The 18,039-nt window shown below is 27.3% G+C and carries 24 protein-coding genes; 2 read left to right on the forward strand and 22 right to left on the reverse strand.

The genetic code is table 11. From position 1 onward, the window contains the following. Positions 1-99 precede the first annotated feature (99 nt). From holA to HCG76_RS19540, 3 genes are all read right to left on the reverse strand, one after another. The gene (holA, locus tag HCG76_RS10575; RefSeq protein WP_221700748.1) at positions 100-1,131 is read right to left on the reverse strand and encodes a DNA polymerase III subunit delta; all 1,032 of its coding nucleotides are present in this window, start codon (positions 1,129-1,131) and stop codon (positions 100-102) included. An 18-nt stretch (positions 1,132-1,149) separates the two neighbouring features. Next, positions 1,150-2,844: a ComEC/Rec2 family competence protein gene (locus HCG76_RS10580; protein WP_221700747.1), complete on the reverse strand. Its 1,695-nt coding sequence runs from the start codon at positions 2,842-2,844 to the stop codon at positions 1,150-1,152. Between the two features lie 61 nt (positions 2,845-2,905). Further along, positions 2,906-3,169 (reverse strand): NEAT domain-containing protein, encoded by a 264-nt coding sequence (locus HCG76_RS19540; protein ID WP_370778833.1) that lies wholly within the window; start codon positions 3,167-3,169, stop codon positions 2,906-2,908. Here HCG76_RS19540 and HCG76_RS19080 point away from each other — a divergent pair. Further along, positions 3,060-3,320 (forward strand): hypothetical protein, encoded by a 261-nt coding sequence (locus HCG76_RS19080; RefSeq protein ID WP_260458130.1) that lies wholly within the window; start codon positions 3,060-3,062, stop codon positions 3,318-3,320. The two genes, HCG76_RS19540 and HCG76_RS19080, sit on opposite strands and share 110 nt — an antisense overlap. A gap of 11 nt (positions 3,321-3,331) precedes the next feature. Here HCG76_RS19080 and HCG76_RS10590 read toward each other — a convergent pair whose 3' ends face one another. The 6 genes from HCG76_RS10590 to HCG76_RS10615 form a co-directional block, all read right to left on the reverse strand. Beyond that, entirely contained in the window at positions 3,332-3,841 is a 510-nt protein-coding gene (locus tag HCG76_RS10590) for an NEAT domain-containing protein (RefSeq protein WP_221700746.1), read from the reverse strand. A gap of 165 nt (positions 3,842-4,006) precedes the next feature. Further along, positions 4,007-4,327: a hypothetical protein gene (locus tag HCG76_RS10595; RefSeq protein ID WP_221700745.1), complete on the reverse strand. Its 321-nt coding sequence runs from the start codon at positions 4,325-4,327 to the stop codon at positions 4,007-4,009. Positions 4,328-4,367: 40 nt separating this feature from the next. Continuing rightward, positions 4,368-4,796 (reverse strand): YbaN family protein, encoded by a 429-nt coding sequence (locus tag HCG76_RS10600; protein WP_221700744.1) that lies wholly within the window; start codon positions 4,794-4,796, stop codon positions 4,368-4,370. A 53-nt stretch (positions 4,797-4,849) separates the two neighbouring features. Continuing rightward, positions 4,850-5,149, reverse strand: coding sequence for a nitrous oxide-stimulated promoter family protein (locus tag HCG76_RS10605; protein WP_221700743.1), 300 nt, complete (start codon positions 5,147-5,149; stop codon positions 4,850-4,852). Positions 5,150-5,250: 101 nt separating this feature from the next. After that, positions 5,251-6,921 carry an amino acid ABC transporter ATP-binding/permease protein gene (locus HCG76_RS10610; protein ID WP_221700742.1) on the reverse strand — a complete coding sequence of 557 codons (1,671 nt, stop codon included), beginning with the start codon at positions 6,919-6,921 and terminating at the stop codon, positions 5,251-5,253. Position 6,922: 1 nt separating this feature from the next. Further along, a complete protein-coding gene (locus HCG76_RS10615) occupies positions 6,923-8,722 on the reverse strand; it encodes an ABC transporter ATP-binding protein/permease (RefSeq protein ID WP_221700741.1) in 1,800 nt (599 codons plus the stop codon). Positions 8,723-8,895: 173 nt separating this feature from the next. Here HCG76_RS10615 and HCG76_RS10620 point away from each other — a divergent pair, with 173 nt between their 5' ends. Then, positions 8,896-9,705, forward strand: coding sequence for an EcsC family protein (locus tag HCG76_RS10620; protein ID WP_221700740.1), 810 nt, complete (start codon positions 8,896-8,898; stop codon positions 9,703-9,705). A 78-nt stretch (positions 9,706-9,783) separates the two neighbouring features. On the opposite strand, the gene HCG76_RS10625 is transcribed toward HCG76_RS10620, so the two are convergent. The 13 genes from HCG76_RS10625 to spoIIAB form a co-directional block, all read right to left on the reverse strand. Continuing rightward, entirely contained in the window at positions 9,784-10,068 is a 285-nt protein-coding gene (locus tag HCG76_RS10625; protein ID WP_221700739.1) for a DUF2325 domain-containing protein, read from the reverse strand. A 55-nt stretch (positions 10,069-10,123) separates the two neighbouring features. Further along, positions 10,124-10,762: a DUF3793 family protein gene (locus HCG76_RS10630; protein ID WP_221700738.1), complete on the reverse strand. Its 639-nt coding sequence runs from the start codon at positions 10,760-10,762 to the stop codon at positions 10,124-10,126. A gap of 6 nt (positions 10,763-10,768) precedes the next feature. Then, a complete protein-coding gene (locus tag HCG76_RS10635; protein WP_221700737.1) occupies positions 10,769-11,185 on the reverse strand; it encodes a flavodoxin in 417 nt (138 codons plus the stop codon). Between the two features lie 326 nt (positions 11,186-11,511). Continuing rightward, positions 11,512-11,685: a FeoB-associated Cys-rich membrane protein gene (locus HCG76_RS10640; protein WP_221700736.1), complete on the reverse strand. Its 174-nt coding sequence runs from the start codon at positions 11,683-11,685 to the stop codon at positions 11,512-11,514. 31 nt (positions 11,686-11,716) lie between these two features. Continuing rightward, entirely contained in the window at positions 11,717-13,864 is a 2,148-nt protein-coding gene (feoB, locus tag HCG76_RS10645) for a ferrous iron transport protein B (RefSeq protein ID WP_221700735.1), read from the reverse strand. A gap of 34 nt (positions 13,865-13,898) precedes the next feature. Beyond that, the gene (locus HCG76_RS10650; RefSeq protein ID WP_221700734.1) at positions 13,899-14,120 is read right to left on the reverse strand and encodes a FeoA family protein; all 222 of its coding nucleotides are present in this window, start codon (positions 14,118-14,120) and stop codon (positions 13,899-13,901) included. Positions 14,121-14,133: 13 nt separating this feature from the next. Further along, positions 14,134-14,343 (reverse strand): FeoA family protein, encoded by a 210-nt coding sequence (locus HCG76_RS10655; RefSeq protein WP_221700733.1) that lies wholly within the window; start codon positions 14,341-14,343, stop codon positions 14,134-14,136. Positions 14,344-14,528: 185 nt separating this feature from the next. Then, a complete protein-coding gene (locus HCG76_RS10660) occupies positions 14,529-14,687 on the reverse strand; it encodes a DUF1540 domain-containing protein (protein ID WP_133014442.1) in 159 nt (52 codons plus the stop codon). A gap of 63 nt (positions 14,688-14,750) precedes the next feature. Continuing rightward, the gene (gene spoVAE, locus HCG76_RS10665; RefSeq protein ID WP_221700732.1) at positions 14,751-15,107 is read right to left on the reverse strand and encodes a stage V sporulation protein AE; all 357 of its coding nucleotides are present in this window, start codon (positions 15,105-15,107) and stop codon (positions 14,751-14,753) included. A 21-nt stretch (positions 15,108-15,128) separates the two neighbouring features. After that, a complete protein-coding gene (spoVAD, locus tag HCG76_RS10670) occupies positions 15,129-16,148 on the reverse strand; it encodes a stage V sporulation protein AD (protein WP_221700731.1) in 1,020 nt (339 codons plus the stop codon). Positions 16,149-16,166: 18 nt separating this feature from the next. After that, the gene (gene spoVAC, locus HCG76_RS10675) at positions 16,167-16,631 is read right to left on the reverse strand and encodes a stage V sporulation protein AC (RefSeq protein WP_221700764.1); all 465 of its coding nucleotides are present in this window, start codon (positions 16,629-16,631) and stop codon (positions 16,167-16,169) included. A gap of 195 nt (positions 16,632-16,826) precedes the next feature. Next, positions 16,827-17,585, reverse strand: coding sequence for an RNA polymerase sporulation sigma factor SigF (gene sigF, locus HCG76_RS10680; RefSeq protein ID WP_195987096.1), 759 nt, complete (start codon positions 17,583-17,585; stop codon positions 16,827-16,829). Positions 17,586-17,601: 16 nt separating this feature from the next. Continuing rightward, complete coding sequence (gene spoIIAB / locus HCG76_RS10685) at positions 17,602-18,024, reverse strand: anti-sigma F factor (protein WP_221700730.1); 423 nt, start codon at positions 18,022-18,024, stop codon at positions 17,602-17,604. Between the last annotated feature and the right edge of the window lie 15 nt (positions 18,025-18,039).

The raw sequence follows: 18,039 nt of genomic DNA on the forward strand, positions 1-18,039 counted from the left end.
GATTTTATCACCGGCTATTATTTAACATTTTTTTAATTATGAACTTTCTTATATTTTATTAGTATTTTTTTATTAAATTAAATTTTTTTTAAAACCAATTTATTTAACCATAAAGGTTTTAAATAACATAAGCTCCATCTCCATTTGCTTTTCTGAAGCTGAAGATTTTAATTTTAATTCAGTATCCACACAAATTCTAATAAGCTCACTTAACTGCTTTACATTAAATTTAGATGCTTGATTTGCTAGTTTTTCACAAACAAATTGAGGTAATCTATATTTAGACATAAAAAAGTCTATTTTTTTTCCCTTTAATAAATATACCTTAATTTCATATAATCTTTTAAAATGATTCTCTATAGATGATACTATTAGCATATGCTGATCCGCTTTAAATAACAATTCATCTAATAAATCTAAAGCCTTTTCAACCTTTCTTACAGAAATATATTCTACAAGATCAAATATATCATCTTCACTCTTATTTTGAATTAATTTATCAATATCTTCCTTAGTTATTTCTCTTCCAAGTGCATAACAATCCAATTTATCAACTTCTCTTTTTATAATATCAAAATTATTTTGAACCTTATCTGCAAAATATCTAAGTTGTATCTTTCCAATTGTTCTTCCTTTTTCTTTAAATAAATCATCTACTTTTTTATAATATCTATCTTTTTTAAGCTTATCACAATGAACTACTTTAACATACTTATCAAGTGTAGTTAGCTTTTTATTTTTCTTAGGTGTATCTCTCTTATCATTAAATAAATAATACATAATAAGAACTGTATGTGATGGCAAATCCTTTATATATTTTGAAATCTCGCTATAAGTTTTAACTCCATCTTTATCTGGCTTTTCTTTTAAAAAATTAGCTCTATATACTAAAACAACTTTTTTTTCTCCAAAGAAGGGCATTGTTTCACATGCATTTTCAATTTCTTCAAATGTAGTTGTTAATCCATCTAACTTTATAAGATTTAAATCTAAAAAATCTTTTTCAACAACCTTATTTATAATAGCTTCAACACTTATTTTTATAAGCTCCTCATCTAATCCACAAAATATATATCCATTTGATATATCATTTTTTTTAATTTCCGTTTCTAGCACATCTATGTTAATCAATCTATACTGCACTCCTAACTAATAGTTTATTATATTATCATTAAATACGATAACTTCTTTTATATCACCTTTTCTGAAATCTATTATATCATACTCATTATCAATTTTTTCATAATTTACAAACAGTAAATACTGATTATTGGCTGTTTGTAAGATATAATTTTGACCTTCTTTTTTTAATTTTACTTCTGCTCCAATATTAATTTCATTAATCTCATCTATTAAGTTATTTGATAATGTAATATTCATAATCTTTTCTTTATCAATTACGTCTTTCGTTTGAATAATAAACTTCTCTCCTCTATAACTTATAAAAAGAGCACCTTCATTATAATATCTTATCTTAGGAAATGGTGAATACACTAAAATTATTATATACATCCCAATAATCAATGGATAATATATAAATTGCTTAAATCCCTTTTTATAAAAATAATATGTTGTTAATAAAGCTATATAAAAATATGCCACAGTATAATGAAAATATATTAAATCAAATGCCATATATTCTATCTTATACATAATAATATCTATATACTTAATAATATAATGACATAAATACATAATATAATTAAATACCCCTGTCATATCTACTATAAATATTAATACATTTCCTAAAACCACTAAAATATTTATAAACGGAATTATTATAATATTTCCAATTATAAAATTTAAGGATATTTCATTAAAATATAAAATTATTATAGGTAAAGTAAGCACTTGAGCGCTTATTGAAATTGCTATAGTGCTTCTTATAAGATTCGGAAATCTATATAACTTTTTATTTAAATTTTTATTAAATAAAATTATTCCTAGTGTAGCTAAAAAGGATAAAACAAATCCTAGGTTATAAATATAATAAGGTTTCATTAGCAATAACACTATTCCTGCTAATGACAAGGCCGCTAATGGATTATAATTACGTTTCACTACATTCCCTAGGTTTAATATAACTATCATTATATAAGCTCTTACAGCGGGTGCTGAGGCCCCTGAGAACATAACATATATTAATGCTACAATTAAGCTTAATTTACTTCCTAATAATAATTTTAATACACTATATATTAAAACTAAATGTAATCCTGAAATAGAAATAGCATGGGATATCCCTAGACTACTCATCAACTCTCTATGATCCTTATCTAGATCATTTTTATAGCCAAATGATACTGATGTAATTAATGCTGCTTTTCTTTTCCCTAGCTTATTTTCTATCCTTTCATATATGTACCTTCTTCTTTTATAAAGTTTATCAATAAAATCTGATTTTAAAACTCTATACTCTTCTATTTTATAATCTCCAATTATCCCTTTAGTTTTATTATGATTTTCACTAAACTTACCTTTAACTATTAACTTATTTCCAACTTCTAGATTTGAATCTACATTAGATAAATTAACTATTCTTCCTTTAACATCACCTTTTCCATAATAATTATTCACTTCAATTATTCTTAACTCTTCAAATCCATTAGGAATATATCTATAAAAACATATATTATTATTTAAAGCTACAATAAAAAATAACATTAATATTAAGGTTATATATTTTCCTTTAAAATATAATAAAAAAGCAAAAAAACTACAGACATAAAAAATTGCCAGTAGTTTATTTTTGCTATATAGTTCATATATAAAAGAAGATAATATAAATATAATAAAAATATATATTAATGGATTATTAAAACTTTTATCACTTCTAACATTCACCTAGGCAACACCTCATTAAATAAGTTTTGCCAATTTTATATTATATAAATCATATTCTAATTTAAATATGATTTATTATTTTTTTTATAAAAGCAGTAATTTTAATACTTGAATTTACACTAGGAACTTTAAATCTAATATCCATAGTATTGATACTACTACTCTTACGAACAACTTCATAATTAATATTAGAACCATTTACAGCTACTCTAATATTGCTCATTACATCAAGTTGTGATAATCCTACTGTAATATACTTTACACCATCTATATCTTCAATATATGATGTACTATTAACTGCAGCTCTAGCAGCTGTATATCCTATAGCACTATCAGTTATAATTTCATTTTTTACTTTATATACAGTTGAATTTTCATTTTCTGAAACACTTGGTGTTTGTGTTTCTTCCTTATCAGTAGATTCTGTTGGCCCTTGTTGCCCTCCATTACCACCATTATTGTTATTTGGCTTTTGAACGTTCTCACCTTAAGTATATAATTTTAAAGTATCAGCCTTAAGTTTAACTCTAAACTCAACATCCATAGTTCCTAAAACCTTAGTATTTACTATTGTGTTATCACTTAAAGAACCTATTTCAAATCTAATATAAAAATTTTCTCCACTTTCATCAACTACATCAAAGTTAGTTGCAGTTCCATTAACTTCAATAATATGATTTGCCATCATTGATTTCCCTGTAAACTTTAATGTTAAATAAATTTTTTCATCTTTATACTCTACATCACTAATAGATTCTAAGTATTTTCTAGCTAATGATTCTTCATATTTATTTATATGTAAAGCATCATTTTCTATAGTATATTTACCATCATTAACTATTTCTTCATTACCTGTATTATTATCCTCTCCTGGAGTTGTTGTTGGCGGAACTTCTTCTGGTGTTTCTTCTGGAGGAGTTGGATTATTATCAGAACTTCCTCCTGATATAGTTGGTATTTCTGTAGTATCAAACTTCACTCTAAAAGAAACATTCATTTTAACAAAGCCTAAATTTATAGTTGTTGAAACTTCTAATTAATATTTGTTATAGTTTCTGCCTCAACATTTACTGGGATATATCCAATAATACTACTAGATGCTATAATTAATGATAGTAAACTTCTTTTCATCTATATCTTCCATCTTGCTTCCTTTGTTATGTTAAAAAATCATTATAGTAGTAAATAAATATACAAAAAATAATATAGTGAAAACTATATGCACTTTTCTATATAACTTTGGATTTTTATTAATCAAATACCCACTTAATCCTATTAAAATCATTATAATAGTGAACCCTATATATTTAATAAAATCTACTTGTCCAATTCTTTCAATAAGGGCTAAAATCATGGCTACTATTGATATTCCCCCAATTATAATATGTGCCTTTAAATATTTCTTCTTTTTCATTTTAAAAGCTTTTGGAACATAATATAAAATTAATGCTACCATAAAAAGTGTTGACGATATTCTTTCCATAATACTTTACCTTTTCCTTTGTAAAACTCTATTTATATTTTTATGCTAAATTCATTTTAGATCTTGCTCTTTTTGCATTAAGTTCAGCTTTTTCTTCTGCAGAAATTGTTTTTATTCTAAAAATAAAATAATAGAACTTAAATACCATTAATAGTATAATTATTATTCTCATAGCAAGTACATCTACCAATATTAGCGGAAATGCTAACATAGTATCTGCAAATGCTAATAAACATACCTTTTGCTTTAATGTCATTGCTCTTTCCTGCACAAAATTCTCCAAATGTTCTTTGTAAATTTTTGTATTTGTAAACCAATTATTAAATCTATCTGATCCTTTAGCAAAACATACTGATGCTAATAATAAAAATGGTGTTGTTGGTAATATAGGCAATACTACTCCTATAGCTCCTAATGCAAAAGCTATTAATCCAATAGTTATATATATACACTTCTTTATTTTATTCATACTTACATCTCCCTTAATTAAAATATATCTCCCTAATAAGTTTTAAAGCCATTTTATTTATTTAATGCATGTCTAACTAATTCAATTGGATTATAAATCATTAATCTTGGTCCTGAAAACTTCATTACTTCCTTTACCTTTTCTTTCATATCCTTTTTATAACAATGTATTGGACATCTTGAACAAGTAGATTTATTCTCACCAAACTTACAAAAACTTAATCTTTTATGTGCATACTCTAATAATTCTTTACATTCATCACATAATTCACCTTTTTTATTTCCATGTTTCTTTTGACAATAAATATCTATCATTAATGTAATAGTCTTTTTTTCTCTTTCAATTCTTCCCATATCTAAATAACTCCCACCTTAAGTTTATTAATGATAATCATTATCAATAATTATTATTAATTAAGAGGATTTCTACATTAATCCTCTTAATTACCTTTCTTTTATACTTCTACTATTTTACTTCTTTCTAATTTGTAAGTTTTATTACAAACAGCTGTAGTTGATTTTCTGTGAGATATTAAAACTATTGTCTTATCTTCACAGTTTTCCTTAATTGATTTTAATATTTCACCTTCATTTAAAGTATCTAAATTACTTGTTGGCTCATCTAATATTAAAATATCACCTTTACTTAAGAATGCTCTAGCAAGTCCTATTCTTTGCTTTTCACCTGAAGAAAGGTTCCCTCCAAGTTCTCCAACCTTAGTTTCATATCCTTTAGGTAAAGTTTCTATAAATTCATGAATAGATGCCATTTTAGCAGCTTCTATTACTTCATTTTTGCTTGCTTTAGAATTACCTATTCTTATATTATCCATTATACTTTCATTAAACAGATATGTTTCTTGACTAACTAAAGTTTGGCTACCTCTAAGTGAAACAGTATTAACTTCCTTAATATTTTTATTATCAAGGTTTATTTTTCCTTCATTAACATCCCAAAATCTCATCATTAGTTTAACAAATGTACTTTTACCAATTCCACTTTCACCAATAAGAGCAACCTTATCCCCTCTTTTTATGTGAACTGATGTATTATCAAAGATTTTTTCTTTTCTATTTGGATAAGAGAATGTTACATTATCATATGCTATTGACTCTCCATTTACCTCATGTCCTTCTAGTACTTCTTCAACATGTGGTTCTTCGTCAATTAAATCAAATAATCTTTCTGCACAAGCAAAAGTTTGTAATAATGTATTTGAAAGATTACTTAATGCAACAACTGGACCAAATGATGATGCAATTACTACTATTCCAACAAGCATCCAAGTGAATGAAATATCGCCCATTGAATATTGATAGAATCCTACTCCAACAAAAGTTAATATAGCAATCATAATTGTTAAATCTGTAATAGCTCTTATTATACCCTCATGTTCTTTAATCTTATCAAGGCTTTTATTTATTCTATGTGATTTTGAATTAATTTCATTTACTCTTTCATTACCTGATTTAAATAATAATACTTCCTTTAGTCCCCTTAAAGAATCAAGTATATAGTTATTACATTCACCAAACATATTTCTATACTCAACACCAGCTGCTTTTCCTAAACCTGAAGAAGCATAAGGTATTACAAATCCAACTATTAAGAAAAATATTACTGATAAAATTCCAAACCATGGATTTATTATAAATAAAATTATTGAAATTATAGTATTTGTTATTATTGCAATTGATATTGGCGCTATCGTATGAGCATAAAATACTTCTAAAAGCTCAATATCAGAAGTTATTAAAGAAATAAGATTCCCTTTTTCTTGTCCTTCTAATTTAGCTGGTGCTAACTTTCTTAATTTTCCAAATATCTTATCTCTTAATATATAAAGAATTTTAAATGCAATATAATGACCTGATAATTGCTCTGCATATCTTAAAAATCCTCTTAAAAGTGCACTAACTGCCATAACTATCATAGCCCCAGTAAAACTAATAAATGTAATATCACCTATTGCTGCACCAATTGCTATTGCACCAAAACTTGCTATTGCTATAGCTGCTAAAAATCCTATAACCCCCATGCTTATAGTTATTGCCATAATTGGTGCTAAAGGTTTCAATTCAACTATTAATCTCTTCATTATTTGGAAGCCTGATCTTCTTTTCATATTAGCAAACCTCCCTAATCATTTCTAATTCATTTTGTTTATTAACCATATTGTAATAATGACTTTCTTTATTCATTAACTCTTCATGAGTTCCACTTTCAACTAAAAGTCCTTTATTCATAACGTAAATATTTTTAGCATCTTTTACATTAGCTAATCTATGAGATATTACTAATATAGTCTTATCTTTTGAAAGCTCATAAATAGCTTCCCAAATACTTTCTTCACTTTCTACATCTATATTAGAAGTAGCTTCATCAAATATTATCATTGGTCTATCAGCTAAAATAACCCTAGCTAATGCTAACCTTTGTTTTTGTCCACCTGATAATGCACTACCTGCTTGACCAACATCTGTTAATAGTCCATCTTTTAATCCCTTAACAAAGTCATATAATCTTGCTGTCTTTAAGGCACTATTTATTTCTTCTTCTGTAGCATCCTTCTTAGCCATTAATAGATTATCTAAAATTGTTCCATTAAATATATAACTATTAGTAGAAACTAAAGCTATATTTCCATATATATTATCTAATGATATATTTTCTATATTTACATCATTAACTTTTATTTCTCCATTAGTCACTTCATGATTATTCAATATAAGTGATGCAACTGTACTCTTACCTGAACCACTTTCCCCTACTATTGCAACTAATCCCCCTGGAGTAAGATCCATATTTATATTCTTTAATACTTGTCTTTCTCCATCATAACTAAAATCTACATTGTTTAATTTAACTCTTACATCATCAAATTTAACTTCTTCCTTAGTTATAACCTCTTTTTGCTTTTCTTCTGCATCTAAAATACTAAACATTCTATCACTTGCAGCCATACCATTCATAGCAATATGGAAGTAAGATCCTAAAAGTCTTAGTGGTATAAAGAATTCAGATGAAAGTAATATTATTATAAGTAAGCTTCCTACTGGAATCTGTCCATTTTTAAATTGAATTAATGCAACTATTGTTCCTGCCGCTGCTCCACCAAAAGCTACTAAATCCATTATTGTTATAGAGTTAAGCTGCATGCTTAAAACCTTCATTGTTATTTTTCTAAACTTTTCAGCTTCAACATTCATTTTTTCATGTCTTTCTTCATCGATATTAAATACCTTTAAAGTAGTTAATCCTTGAAGATTTTCTAGGAATGTTCCACCTAAATCTGCATAAGAACTCCAATAATCTTTTAATATTCTTTTTGCAATTTTCATTATTGCAATTATTGATACTGGTATAAGTGGTACACATAGTATAAATACTAAAGCTGCTTTAAATGATATAAAGCTCATAAATATAAATAATGTTACTGGAACTAAAAGTGCATAGAAAAATTGAGATAAGTATTTACCAAAATAAATTTCTAACTGTTCTATTCCTTCAACTGATACCTGAACTACTGCAGATGTGCTTTCAACATTAGTATAGCCTGTTCCTAATTTTAATAATTTCTTATAAATAAGTTCTCTTAACGTTACTCTTGCATTTGCTGATGCTGAATTTGAAAACTTAGCATATAAAATATTGCATGAATATCTTGTAGCTAGTAAAATTGCTATAATTATAATTCCTGATAATAATGAAACACTACCCCACACCTTAAAATTCATCATAGCTTCTATTACATTATTTCCATCAAGGTTCAATCTTTCACCAATATAAATTCTATTAATAAATTGGCCAATTAGTATTATAGTAACTATATTACATAAAACTGAAATCCAATTAACCAATATAGTTAATGCTATATATTTTTTTGAATCTTTACATAGGTTTATTAACCTTTTATTTATCATCATAATATAAAACCCTCCTTTGATTAATTTAATCATTTGAAACTCTATTTCAAATGATATTAATTATTACCTAATATAATATACCCTAGTTGATAATTATTTTCAATACTTTAATTAATATTTTTTCAGTTTTTGTATTATAATTAACTTATAGTACATATTTTAGGAGCAATAAAATGAGTAAAGTTTCAAATAAAAATAAGTTAATTGAAAAACAGTTAAAACAACTTTCTAAAAAAGAAGAAAAATTAACACTAGAAAAGGAACCAGGGACTATAAAAACTAAATTAGATCCTTTGAAAACAAAACTTGAAGATAAAATTCCCGAAAAGCTTAAATCTACCTTAAATATAGCTTTTGAAAAAGGGTTTAAAACAATATTTGATAAAGGTATAGGTATAATTGAAAAAACTTATAACAAAGAAAATATAAATATGGAGTTTGATATAAATACCTATGCTATTAATAAATATCCCAATAAAAAGAATCTTAAAAAAATTGATAAATCCGCTTCCAGAAAAATTTTATTCAATAAATCTGTTAGTGTTATTGAAGGAAGCGCTTTAGGTTTATTAGGAATAGGACTTCCAGATATCCCTATTTATATTGGTGTAGTTTTAAAATCTATCTATGAAATAAGCTTAAGTTATGGATTTGATTATAGTTTACCGGAAGAAAGGATATATATCTTAAATATAATTTGTGCTTCAGTTACTTCTGGTAATGAAAAAAAATTTTATTTTAACAAATTAGATATTATAGCTAATGAAATAGATAATAATCAGCATAATAATTACGATATTGATACCACCTTAAAAGAAACTTGTGATAAAATTTCTACTTATATGTTAACTTCAAAATTTATACAAGGCCTTCCTATTGTAGGTGTAATTGGTGGTATTACTAACTTTAAAACCTTACAAGATATAAGTACTATAGCTAAACTTAAATATAAGAAGCGATATTTAAAAAACATTTTACTTTAATAATAAAAGCGGTTAGATATAAACTTAATTTATAACTAACCGCTTTTTTAAATATATTTTCTTCATATACCAACTCTTTTAATTTAATACTATTTCTTTAATAAGTGATTCAACTGCATTTAATGTACTTTTATGATTTCTTATAACTCTAATATTTTTCTTATCTGCCTCTCTTTTAGCTGTCAATACAAGTTTGTGAGATACTATATCTGTTAATAATATAACTGCATCTGGCATTCCTATTTTATCCTTTAATCCAGTTTCCATTTGAGTAAAAACCTTCGCCTTACAATTATATTTCTTACATACCTTAATATAATCCTTACTCATTTTATCATGTCCGCCTACTATAACTACACTCATTTGCTCTCTCCTTTTATCAATTATTAATATAGTTTTTTTATAAATAATATATTTCCTATGCAGTAACACTTTTATAATTTTCAAATAAACTTCTTATAGAATATGCTACTTCTTGTGATGAATCACCACTTAAAATATAATTTACCGTATGTGCTTTAACCTTATCATATTTACTAAATATTTCTTGAGCTTCCTGTAAATTATTATATACAAGCCAATACCCACAACTTAAACATTTTTTATCTTTACAATTCATAAAATCTTTAACATCATTTAAAGGAAAACCTAAAAATATTCCTAGTTCATGTGGACAATTAAATTCTTTATACCTTCTTTTCAATATTTCTAAGTACTCTCTCATGTCATTTTCTTCTGAATATCCTAATTGTCTTAAAAATCTTTTATTTTCTTCCTTGAATATGTAATTTGATAATTTCTCTTCACTGTATATTAATATAATTAACGCATTACTACATTCTCTCAAATTTATATATTGAATATCAATTTCTTTTAAAAAACTAATTCCGTATTTTATCCATTTATCATATAGATTTTCATTGCCTTTTTTTATTGTGATGGTTGCTGATGGTTTTACTCCTGAAATAACCAGAGAGGCATTGTAAATTAAGAATTTTTCAATGCACTCTCTTTCTTCCATTTTAGAAAGACTTTTATAAAATTCAATTTGTTTCAATTTTATTTATATCCTTGCTATAATTTTTCCTAACTCAATACACTCTGAAGAATTATCTTCTGGTTCATATTGAATTATTAGTCCATCATCAATTAAAGTACAACCTAATGATTCCATTCTTTCTTGCCAATCTCTCATCCATTGACCATCTCCCCATCCATATGATCCAAATAAAGCTACTTTTTTCCCTGAAATCTTAGATGATATTTCCTCTAAGAAAGGTTCGAACTCATTTTCTTCTAAAACCTCATCCCCCATAGCTGGGCACCCTAGTATAACTATATTCTCATCATCAAAGATATTAGAATTAGCATTTGATACATTTACTAACTCCACACTTTTACCTTCTTCAGATATCCCCTCTGCAATTAAATTAGCCATTTTTTCAGTATTACCAGACGCTGAATAATAAACTATTTTCATATTTTCTCCTCCTTAAACAATATTGATATTCATTCTCAATTACTTATTATAATATAGTATTATCTATATAGTGTCAATATATAACTTCAAATTTTTTGAAATTATTTTATACTCTATAAAATTACTTATAATTTAAAGATTAAATCTTTTATAAATAAAAAGATACTAAAACTAATATTTAGTATCTTTTAAATATCCATGATTTATTTATCTGGTGACTAGGCTGTTTCAACACTCTCACTTATTCTTTAGTTATAAGCTAACAGCTGATTCTCCCTAGATAATTTCTTCTAACCATAAAGACAAAGTTAAAACTTCACCTAAATTTAAGAATTTAGTTTATTCTTAAATTCTATTCCATTATTGCATGACGATTTACTTGAGCATCCTGGACAATTACAACCACATCCGCCCTTATTATTTTTATGTTTCTTAACCATACTCAATACAGCTAAAAATAACAATCCAAATACTATTGCTCCAATAATAAATGTTGCCATTTATATCACTTCCTTATTCAATACAATAATTTTAAGCACCTATTCTTCTTCCTTCTTTATTACTTTTAATATCCCTTCCTGATGCAACTGCTAATCCAACTGCTCCTACTGCAATTAATATGGATACTATAGCACCAACTACATTACCACTTCCTAATAATAAACTTCCTACTTGATTTATTATTAATGCAACTATATAAGCAGTTCCTGTTTGGAATGCAATTGTAATCCACATCCATTTCCAAGATCCCATTTCTCTTCTAATTGCACCTATTGCTGCAAAACAAGGTGCATTTAACATATTAAATGCTATAAATGCAAATCCACTTGCAGCTGTAAACATTGTTCCAATTTGAGTTGTTAATGCTGGTGTATTCTCTGCTGCATCTGCAATTCCAAACAACACTCCAAATGTCCCTACAACATTTTCCTTAGCAACTAATCCAGTTAAGCTTGCTACTGCTGATTGCCAGTTTCCAAATCCAAGTGGCGCAAATATTGGTGCTATAACTTTTCCTATACTTGCTAATATACTTTCTTGAGCATCTACCATTTGTAATGACCAATTGAATGAACTAGTAAACCAAATTATAGCACAAGCAACAAATATTATAGTACCAGCTTTTATTATAAAAGCTTTTCCTCTATCCCACATATGAATTAATACACTTTTCATACTTGGAATATGATATTGTGGAAGTTCCATAACAAATGGAGCAGACTCTCCTTTAAATACTTTAGTTTTACTTAAAATAATACCACAAATTATAATCATGAAAATTCCCAAGAAATAAACTGATGGTGCTACCCATGATGCTCCACCAAAAATAGCCCCAGCAAATAATGCAATTATAGGTAACTTTGCTCCACAAGGAATAAAAGTAGTAAGCATTATAGTAATTTTTCTATCTTTATCATTTTCCATAGTACGTGTTGCCATTATTCCTGGTACTCCACATCCTGAGCTTATAAGTACAGGTATAAATGCTTTTCCTGATAATCCAAACTTTCTGAAAAGTCTATCCATAATAAATGCTATTCTAGCCATATATCCACAATCTTCTAATAACGATAATAAAAAGAATAATAACATTATTTGTGGCACAAATCCTAGAACTGCACCTACACCACCAACTATACCATCATTAATTAATCCTTGTAACCATGGTGCTGTACCTATATTTTCTAAAAATCCTGCAACATTTTCACCAATTATCTCACCAAATAAAGTATCATTTGTCCAATCTGTTAATATTGCACCTAGGGAACTAACTGATATATAATATACTCCCCACATAATTAAAGCAAAAATAGGTAATGCTAATATACGATTTGTAACTATTTTATCTATTTCATCTGATACAGTATGTTTAGAGTTATTTTTTTTCTTAACTACCTTTGATACTACTTTACCAATAAATTCATATCTTTCTCCTGTAATTATTCCCTCTGCATCATCATCAAACTCTTCTTCACACCTTGATATAATAGCTTCTATCTTTTCTTTAACATTATTAGATAAACTTATCTTATCCATTAAATTACTATCACGTTCAAATATTTTAATTGCTAACCAGTTATCATTTGCTCCATATTGTCCAATATTATTAATTGCAAGCAAACTACTAATCTCTTCAAGTGCACTCTTCACTTCAGATGAGAAATTCATTTTAAAATCAATCTTATTACTACCTTTAGCTAATTCAATTGCTTTCATAGCAACATCTTTAGTTCCTTTTCCTTTTAATGCACTTGTTTCGACTACTGGACATCCAAGAATTTGAGATAACTTATCAATATCAATTTTATCTCCCCTTTTCTCTATAATATCCATCATATTTAATGCTATTACAGTTGGTATTCCTAATTCTAATATTTGAGTAGTCAAATAAAGATTTCTCTCAATATTTGATGCATCAATAATATTTATAACTGCATCTGGTCTATCCTCTATCATAAAATTTCTAGTTACAACTTCTTCTAATGTATATGGTGATAAAGAGTATACTCCTGGTAAATCAACTAATTCAACATCTTTGTAGCCTCTAATTTTCCCACCTTTTTTCTCTACAGTTACACCTGGCCAATTTCCAACATACTGCTTGGCTCCTGTAAGATTATTAAACATAGTGGTTTTACCACTGTTTGGATTTCCTGCTAAACCTATTTTTATTGACATCCTTTTTCCCCCTAATTATTCTTTAACCTATTGCTTATTCAACTATAATCATTTCAGCATCAAGTTTACGTAACGTTAATTCATAACCTCGTATATTAACTTCTATTGGATCTCCTAATGGTGCAACTTTTCTAACATAAACCTCGCTCCCTTTAGTAATACCCATATCCATTATTCTTCTACGAACAGCACCTACACCTTCTATTTTTTTAACTTTTACGGTTTGTCCACATTTAACTTCTTTTAATGTTGTCATCTTAACTATCTCCTCATACTATTATTCTACTTGCCATACTTTTATCTAAAGCTATTCTAGCTCCCTTAATATTTACTATTAAATTACCACCTAAATCAGAAATTATTGTAATACCTTCACCAATAACAAAGCCTAAACTATTTAGAAACTTTTTTGTTTCTGCATTTCCTGTTATCTTTTTAATTTTGACCTCTTCTCCTACTTGCGATAATATTAATGACATTTCTCCACCTCTTCTACTGATAATGATTATCATTATTTCTATTTTTATTATACTCCTTTTTTTGTAAAAGTAAATATATTTTTCTATTAAACAGTTATTTTTCTATAAATTTTAATAACAAAAAAATAAGTAACTTAGTATAGATTATTTTCTTTACTAAGTTACTCAATTACTAGAAAATCAGGCTATTTTAATACGAATGATTGGCAATCTGTACATTCAACAACTGTTGGATTTGCTTCATGAGTACCAACTTGTATTGCATCTAGAGTACAATAATTTTCTGAACATGCATGATGTTTACATTGTTGTACACTGCATTTAATGCTTGAATTCTTTTCCATAACATTCACCTCCTTGTACTTAATACTCTATTATTTTCTCCTATTAAAAATTTATTATTCTTATTATTGTTTTGTTTTTGGATTAAAAATTAAAGCCATTAAATACCCAAAGAATATAGATGCTGTAATACCACCTGCTGCACCTTTTATTCCTCCAGTAAATGCTCCTATTAATCCCTCTTCTTTTACAGCCTTTATAGCTGCATCTGCTAATCCATTTCCAAAGCTAGGTAATGGTATTGTAGCTCCTGCTCCTCCAATCTCAATTAATTTGTCATATATTCCAAATCCTCCAAGAATAGCTCCAAGAGTAACAAATATAACTAATATTCTAGCTGGAGTTAATTTAGTTGTATCCATTAATATTTGAGCAACAACACATATTAATCCTCCAACAATAAATGCACTTACATAATCCATAAAAAAATTGTCACCTACTTTCTATTTGAACTCAATAGCTACAGCATGTGCTATTCCTGGTATAGTTTCTCCTTGAAGAGATGAAGTTGTACTCATTAATGCTCCTGTTGAAACTAATAATAAACTTTTTATTTCTCTTCTCATTAATTTTTTATAAAAATATCCACATGTTACAACAGCTGAACATCCACAACCACTACCACCTGAATCTGTCTTTTGTCTTTCATCATCAAATATTAAATCACCACAATCAACATAATTATCCTTTACATCATATCCATAATCTAATAATAATTTAGTTGTTATTTCTTTTCCTACTTTTCCTAAATCACCTGTTGCAATTATATCGTAATCCTTTGGTGTTCTTCCTGTATCCTTAAAATGATTATATATTGTATCTACTGCCGCTGGTGCCATTGCAGCACCCATATTATTAGGATCTTTTATTCCATAATCCTTAACTACCCCTGTAGTAACATATGTTACTTTAGGAAAATCACCAGTTCTTCCTAATACCATTGCTCCTGATCCTGTTACTGTCCATTGACATGTTGGACATCTTTGAGAACCATATTCTAAAGGAAATCTAAATTGTCTTTCTGCTGCACTAAAATGTGATGAAGTTGATGCTACAACATAGTCTCCACATCCTCCATCTAAAAATAATGATGCCATACTTAAGGATTCAGACATTGTAGAACAAGCTCCATACAAGCCTATAAACGGTATATTTAATTCTCTTGCCGCAAAGCTTGATGATGTTATTTGGTTTAATAAATCACCTGCAAATAAATAATCTATACTTTCTTCTCTTAAACTTGCATTACTAATAGCGCTTTTTATGGCTGTATACATCATTTCAGATTCAGCCTTTTCAAAACTATCTTTTCCTAAAGTATCATCATTTAATATTTCATGAAAATAATCCTTTAATGGTCCATCCCCCTCCTTAGGTCCAACTATAGAATAAGTTGAAATTATTTTAGGAGGGTTTTCAAGTTTAATAGTTTGCTTTCCTACCTTTTTATTTTTTACACTCATTACAATTCACTCTCCAATTTAAACAATTCCCATAAGTTCCAAAACATAATAGACTAAGCCTATTATTACTGAAGTTCCTATACCATAAACTAATACCGGTCCTGCAATAGTAAACATTTTAGCTGCTACTCCAAAAACAAAACCCTCTTTTTTAAATTCTATCGCTGGAGATACTACTGCATTAGAAAATCCTGTAATAGGAACTACAGTACCTGCCCCAGCAAAGCTTGCTATCTTATCATAAACTCCTATTCCTGTTAATAACGCCCCAATAAATACCATTATTATAGGTAACCAAAGTTTAGCTGTTTCTTCATCTATACCAAATTTTATTAACATATTTAATATAAATTGCCCTATAGTACATATAGTTCCACCAACTAAAAATGCCAATAAAATATTCTTAAAATATTTTGGTTTAGGAGCCATTTCTTTCGAAATATTTTCAAAATCCTTTATTATTTTTTTTTCTTCTTTAGCCATTTTTCCCATATGCTTATATCTCCTTCCTTTCATAAACTTATTATTCCTCTTAATTTAAAATTAACTCATATTATTACAATTTTCATGATTAATTTACTTTTATATAAAAATAAGTCTACATTAAATAATTTATATTATTTAATGTAGACTTATTTTAAAATTTTATTTTCTATTAATTTATACATTTTCTTATGTTCATCCTTCATCTAATTGTTTTCTCATCTCAGAAAGTACTTTCTTTTCTATTCTCGACACCTGAACCTGACTTATTCCTAACATTTTTGCTACTTGTATTTGTGTTTTATCCTTAAAATATCTAAGTACAATAATTTGTCTAGACTTTGTATCTAACTTATTTAAAGCTTCCTTTAAAGCTATTTTTTCAGTTAAATTTTTATCTTCTGCTGCGTTTTCACTTAACTTATCAATTAATAATACTGGCGCTCCATCATCTTGATGAATTACTTCATAAAGATATTGCATACTTGCAGATGATTCTAAAGCAAATAATATTTCTTCTTTATCTATACCAGAAAACTCTGCTAACTCTTCTATACTGGGATCCCTATTTAACTTTTTAGTTAATGCTTCTTTATCAAAATGAAGTTTTTTAGCTAAACTCTTAACATTTCTACTTACTTTTATAATACCATCATCTCTAAGGAATCTTTTTATTTCTCCAATTATCATTGGAACAGCATAAGTTGAAAACTTAACATTATACTTATCATCAAAATTCTTAATTGCCTTAACAAGACCCATACAGCCTATTTGATAAATATCTTCATAATCATACCCTCTATTTATAAACTTTTTACTTATAGAGGTTACTAAAGGTAAATTTGCTTCTATGAGCCTGTTCATAGCTTCTTCACTACCACCTTTAGCTAGTGGTAATAATTCTGAGTTATCCTCATAGCTTAACTTTCCATTTTTTATTTTACCCTTTTCCATAAATCTCCCCTAACCGTTAATTAAATTTCTTTGTCATAACAATTCTAGTGCCTTTATCCTTTTGACTTTCAACTTGTAGACTATCCATAAAGCTTTCCATAACAGTAAAGCCCATTCCTGATCTCTCTAAATCTGGTCTTGAAGTATAAAGCGGTTCTCTAGCCATATCAATATCATCTATTCCTTTACCATAATCAGTAATACTAATAGATACTTCTCTACCAGAAATTGTAGATTCTATTTTAATTATACCCTTTTCGTAATTTTCATAACCATGAATTATAGAATTTGTTACCGCTTCAGAAACTGCTGTTTTAACATCTGCAATTTCTTCAATAGTTGGATCTAATTGAGAAACAAAAGCTGACACTGCAACTCTAGCAAATCCTTCATTTTGAGATCTACTTTCAAATTCTATACATACTCTATTTTCTTCCATGTTTTTAATCCCTCC

This window comes from Clostridium sp. K13 (assembly GCF_019734195.1).
Lineage (GTDB): Bacteria > Bacillota > Clostridia > Clostridiales > Clostridiaceae > Clostridium.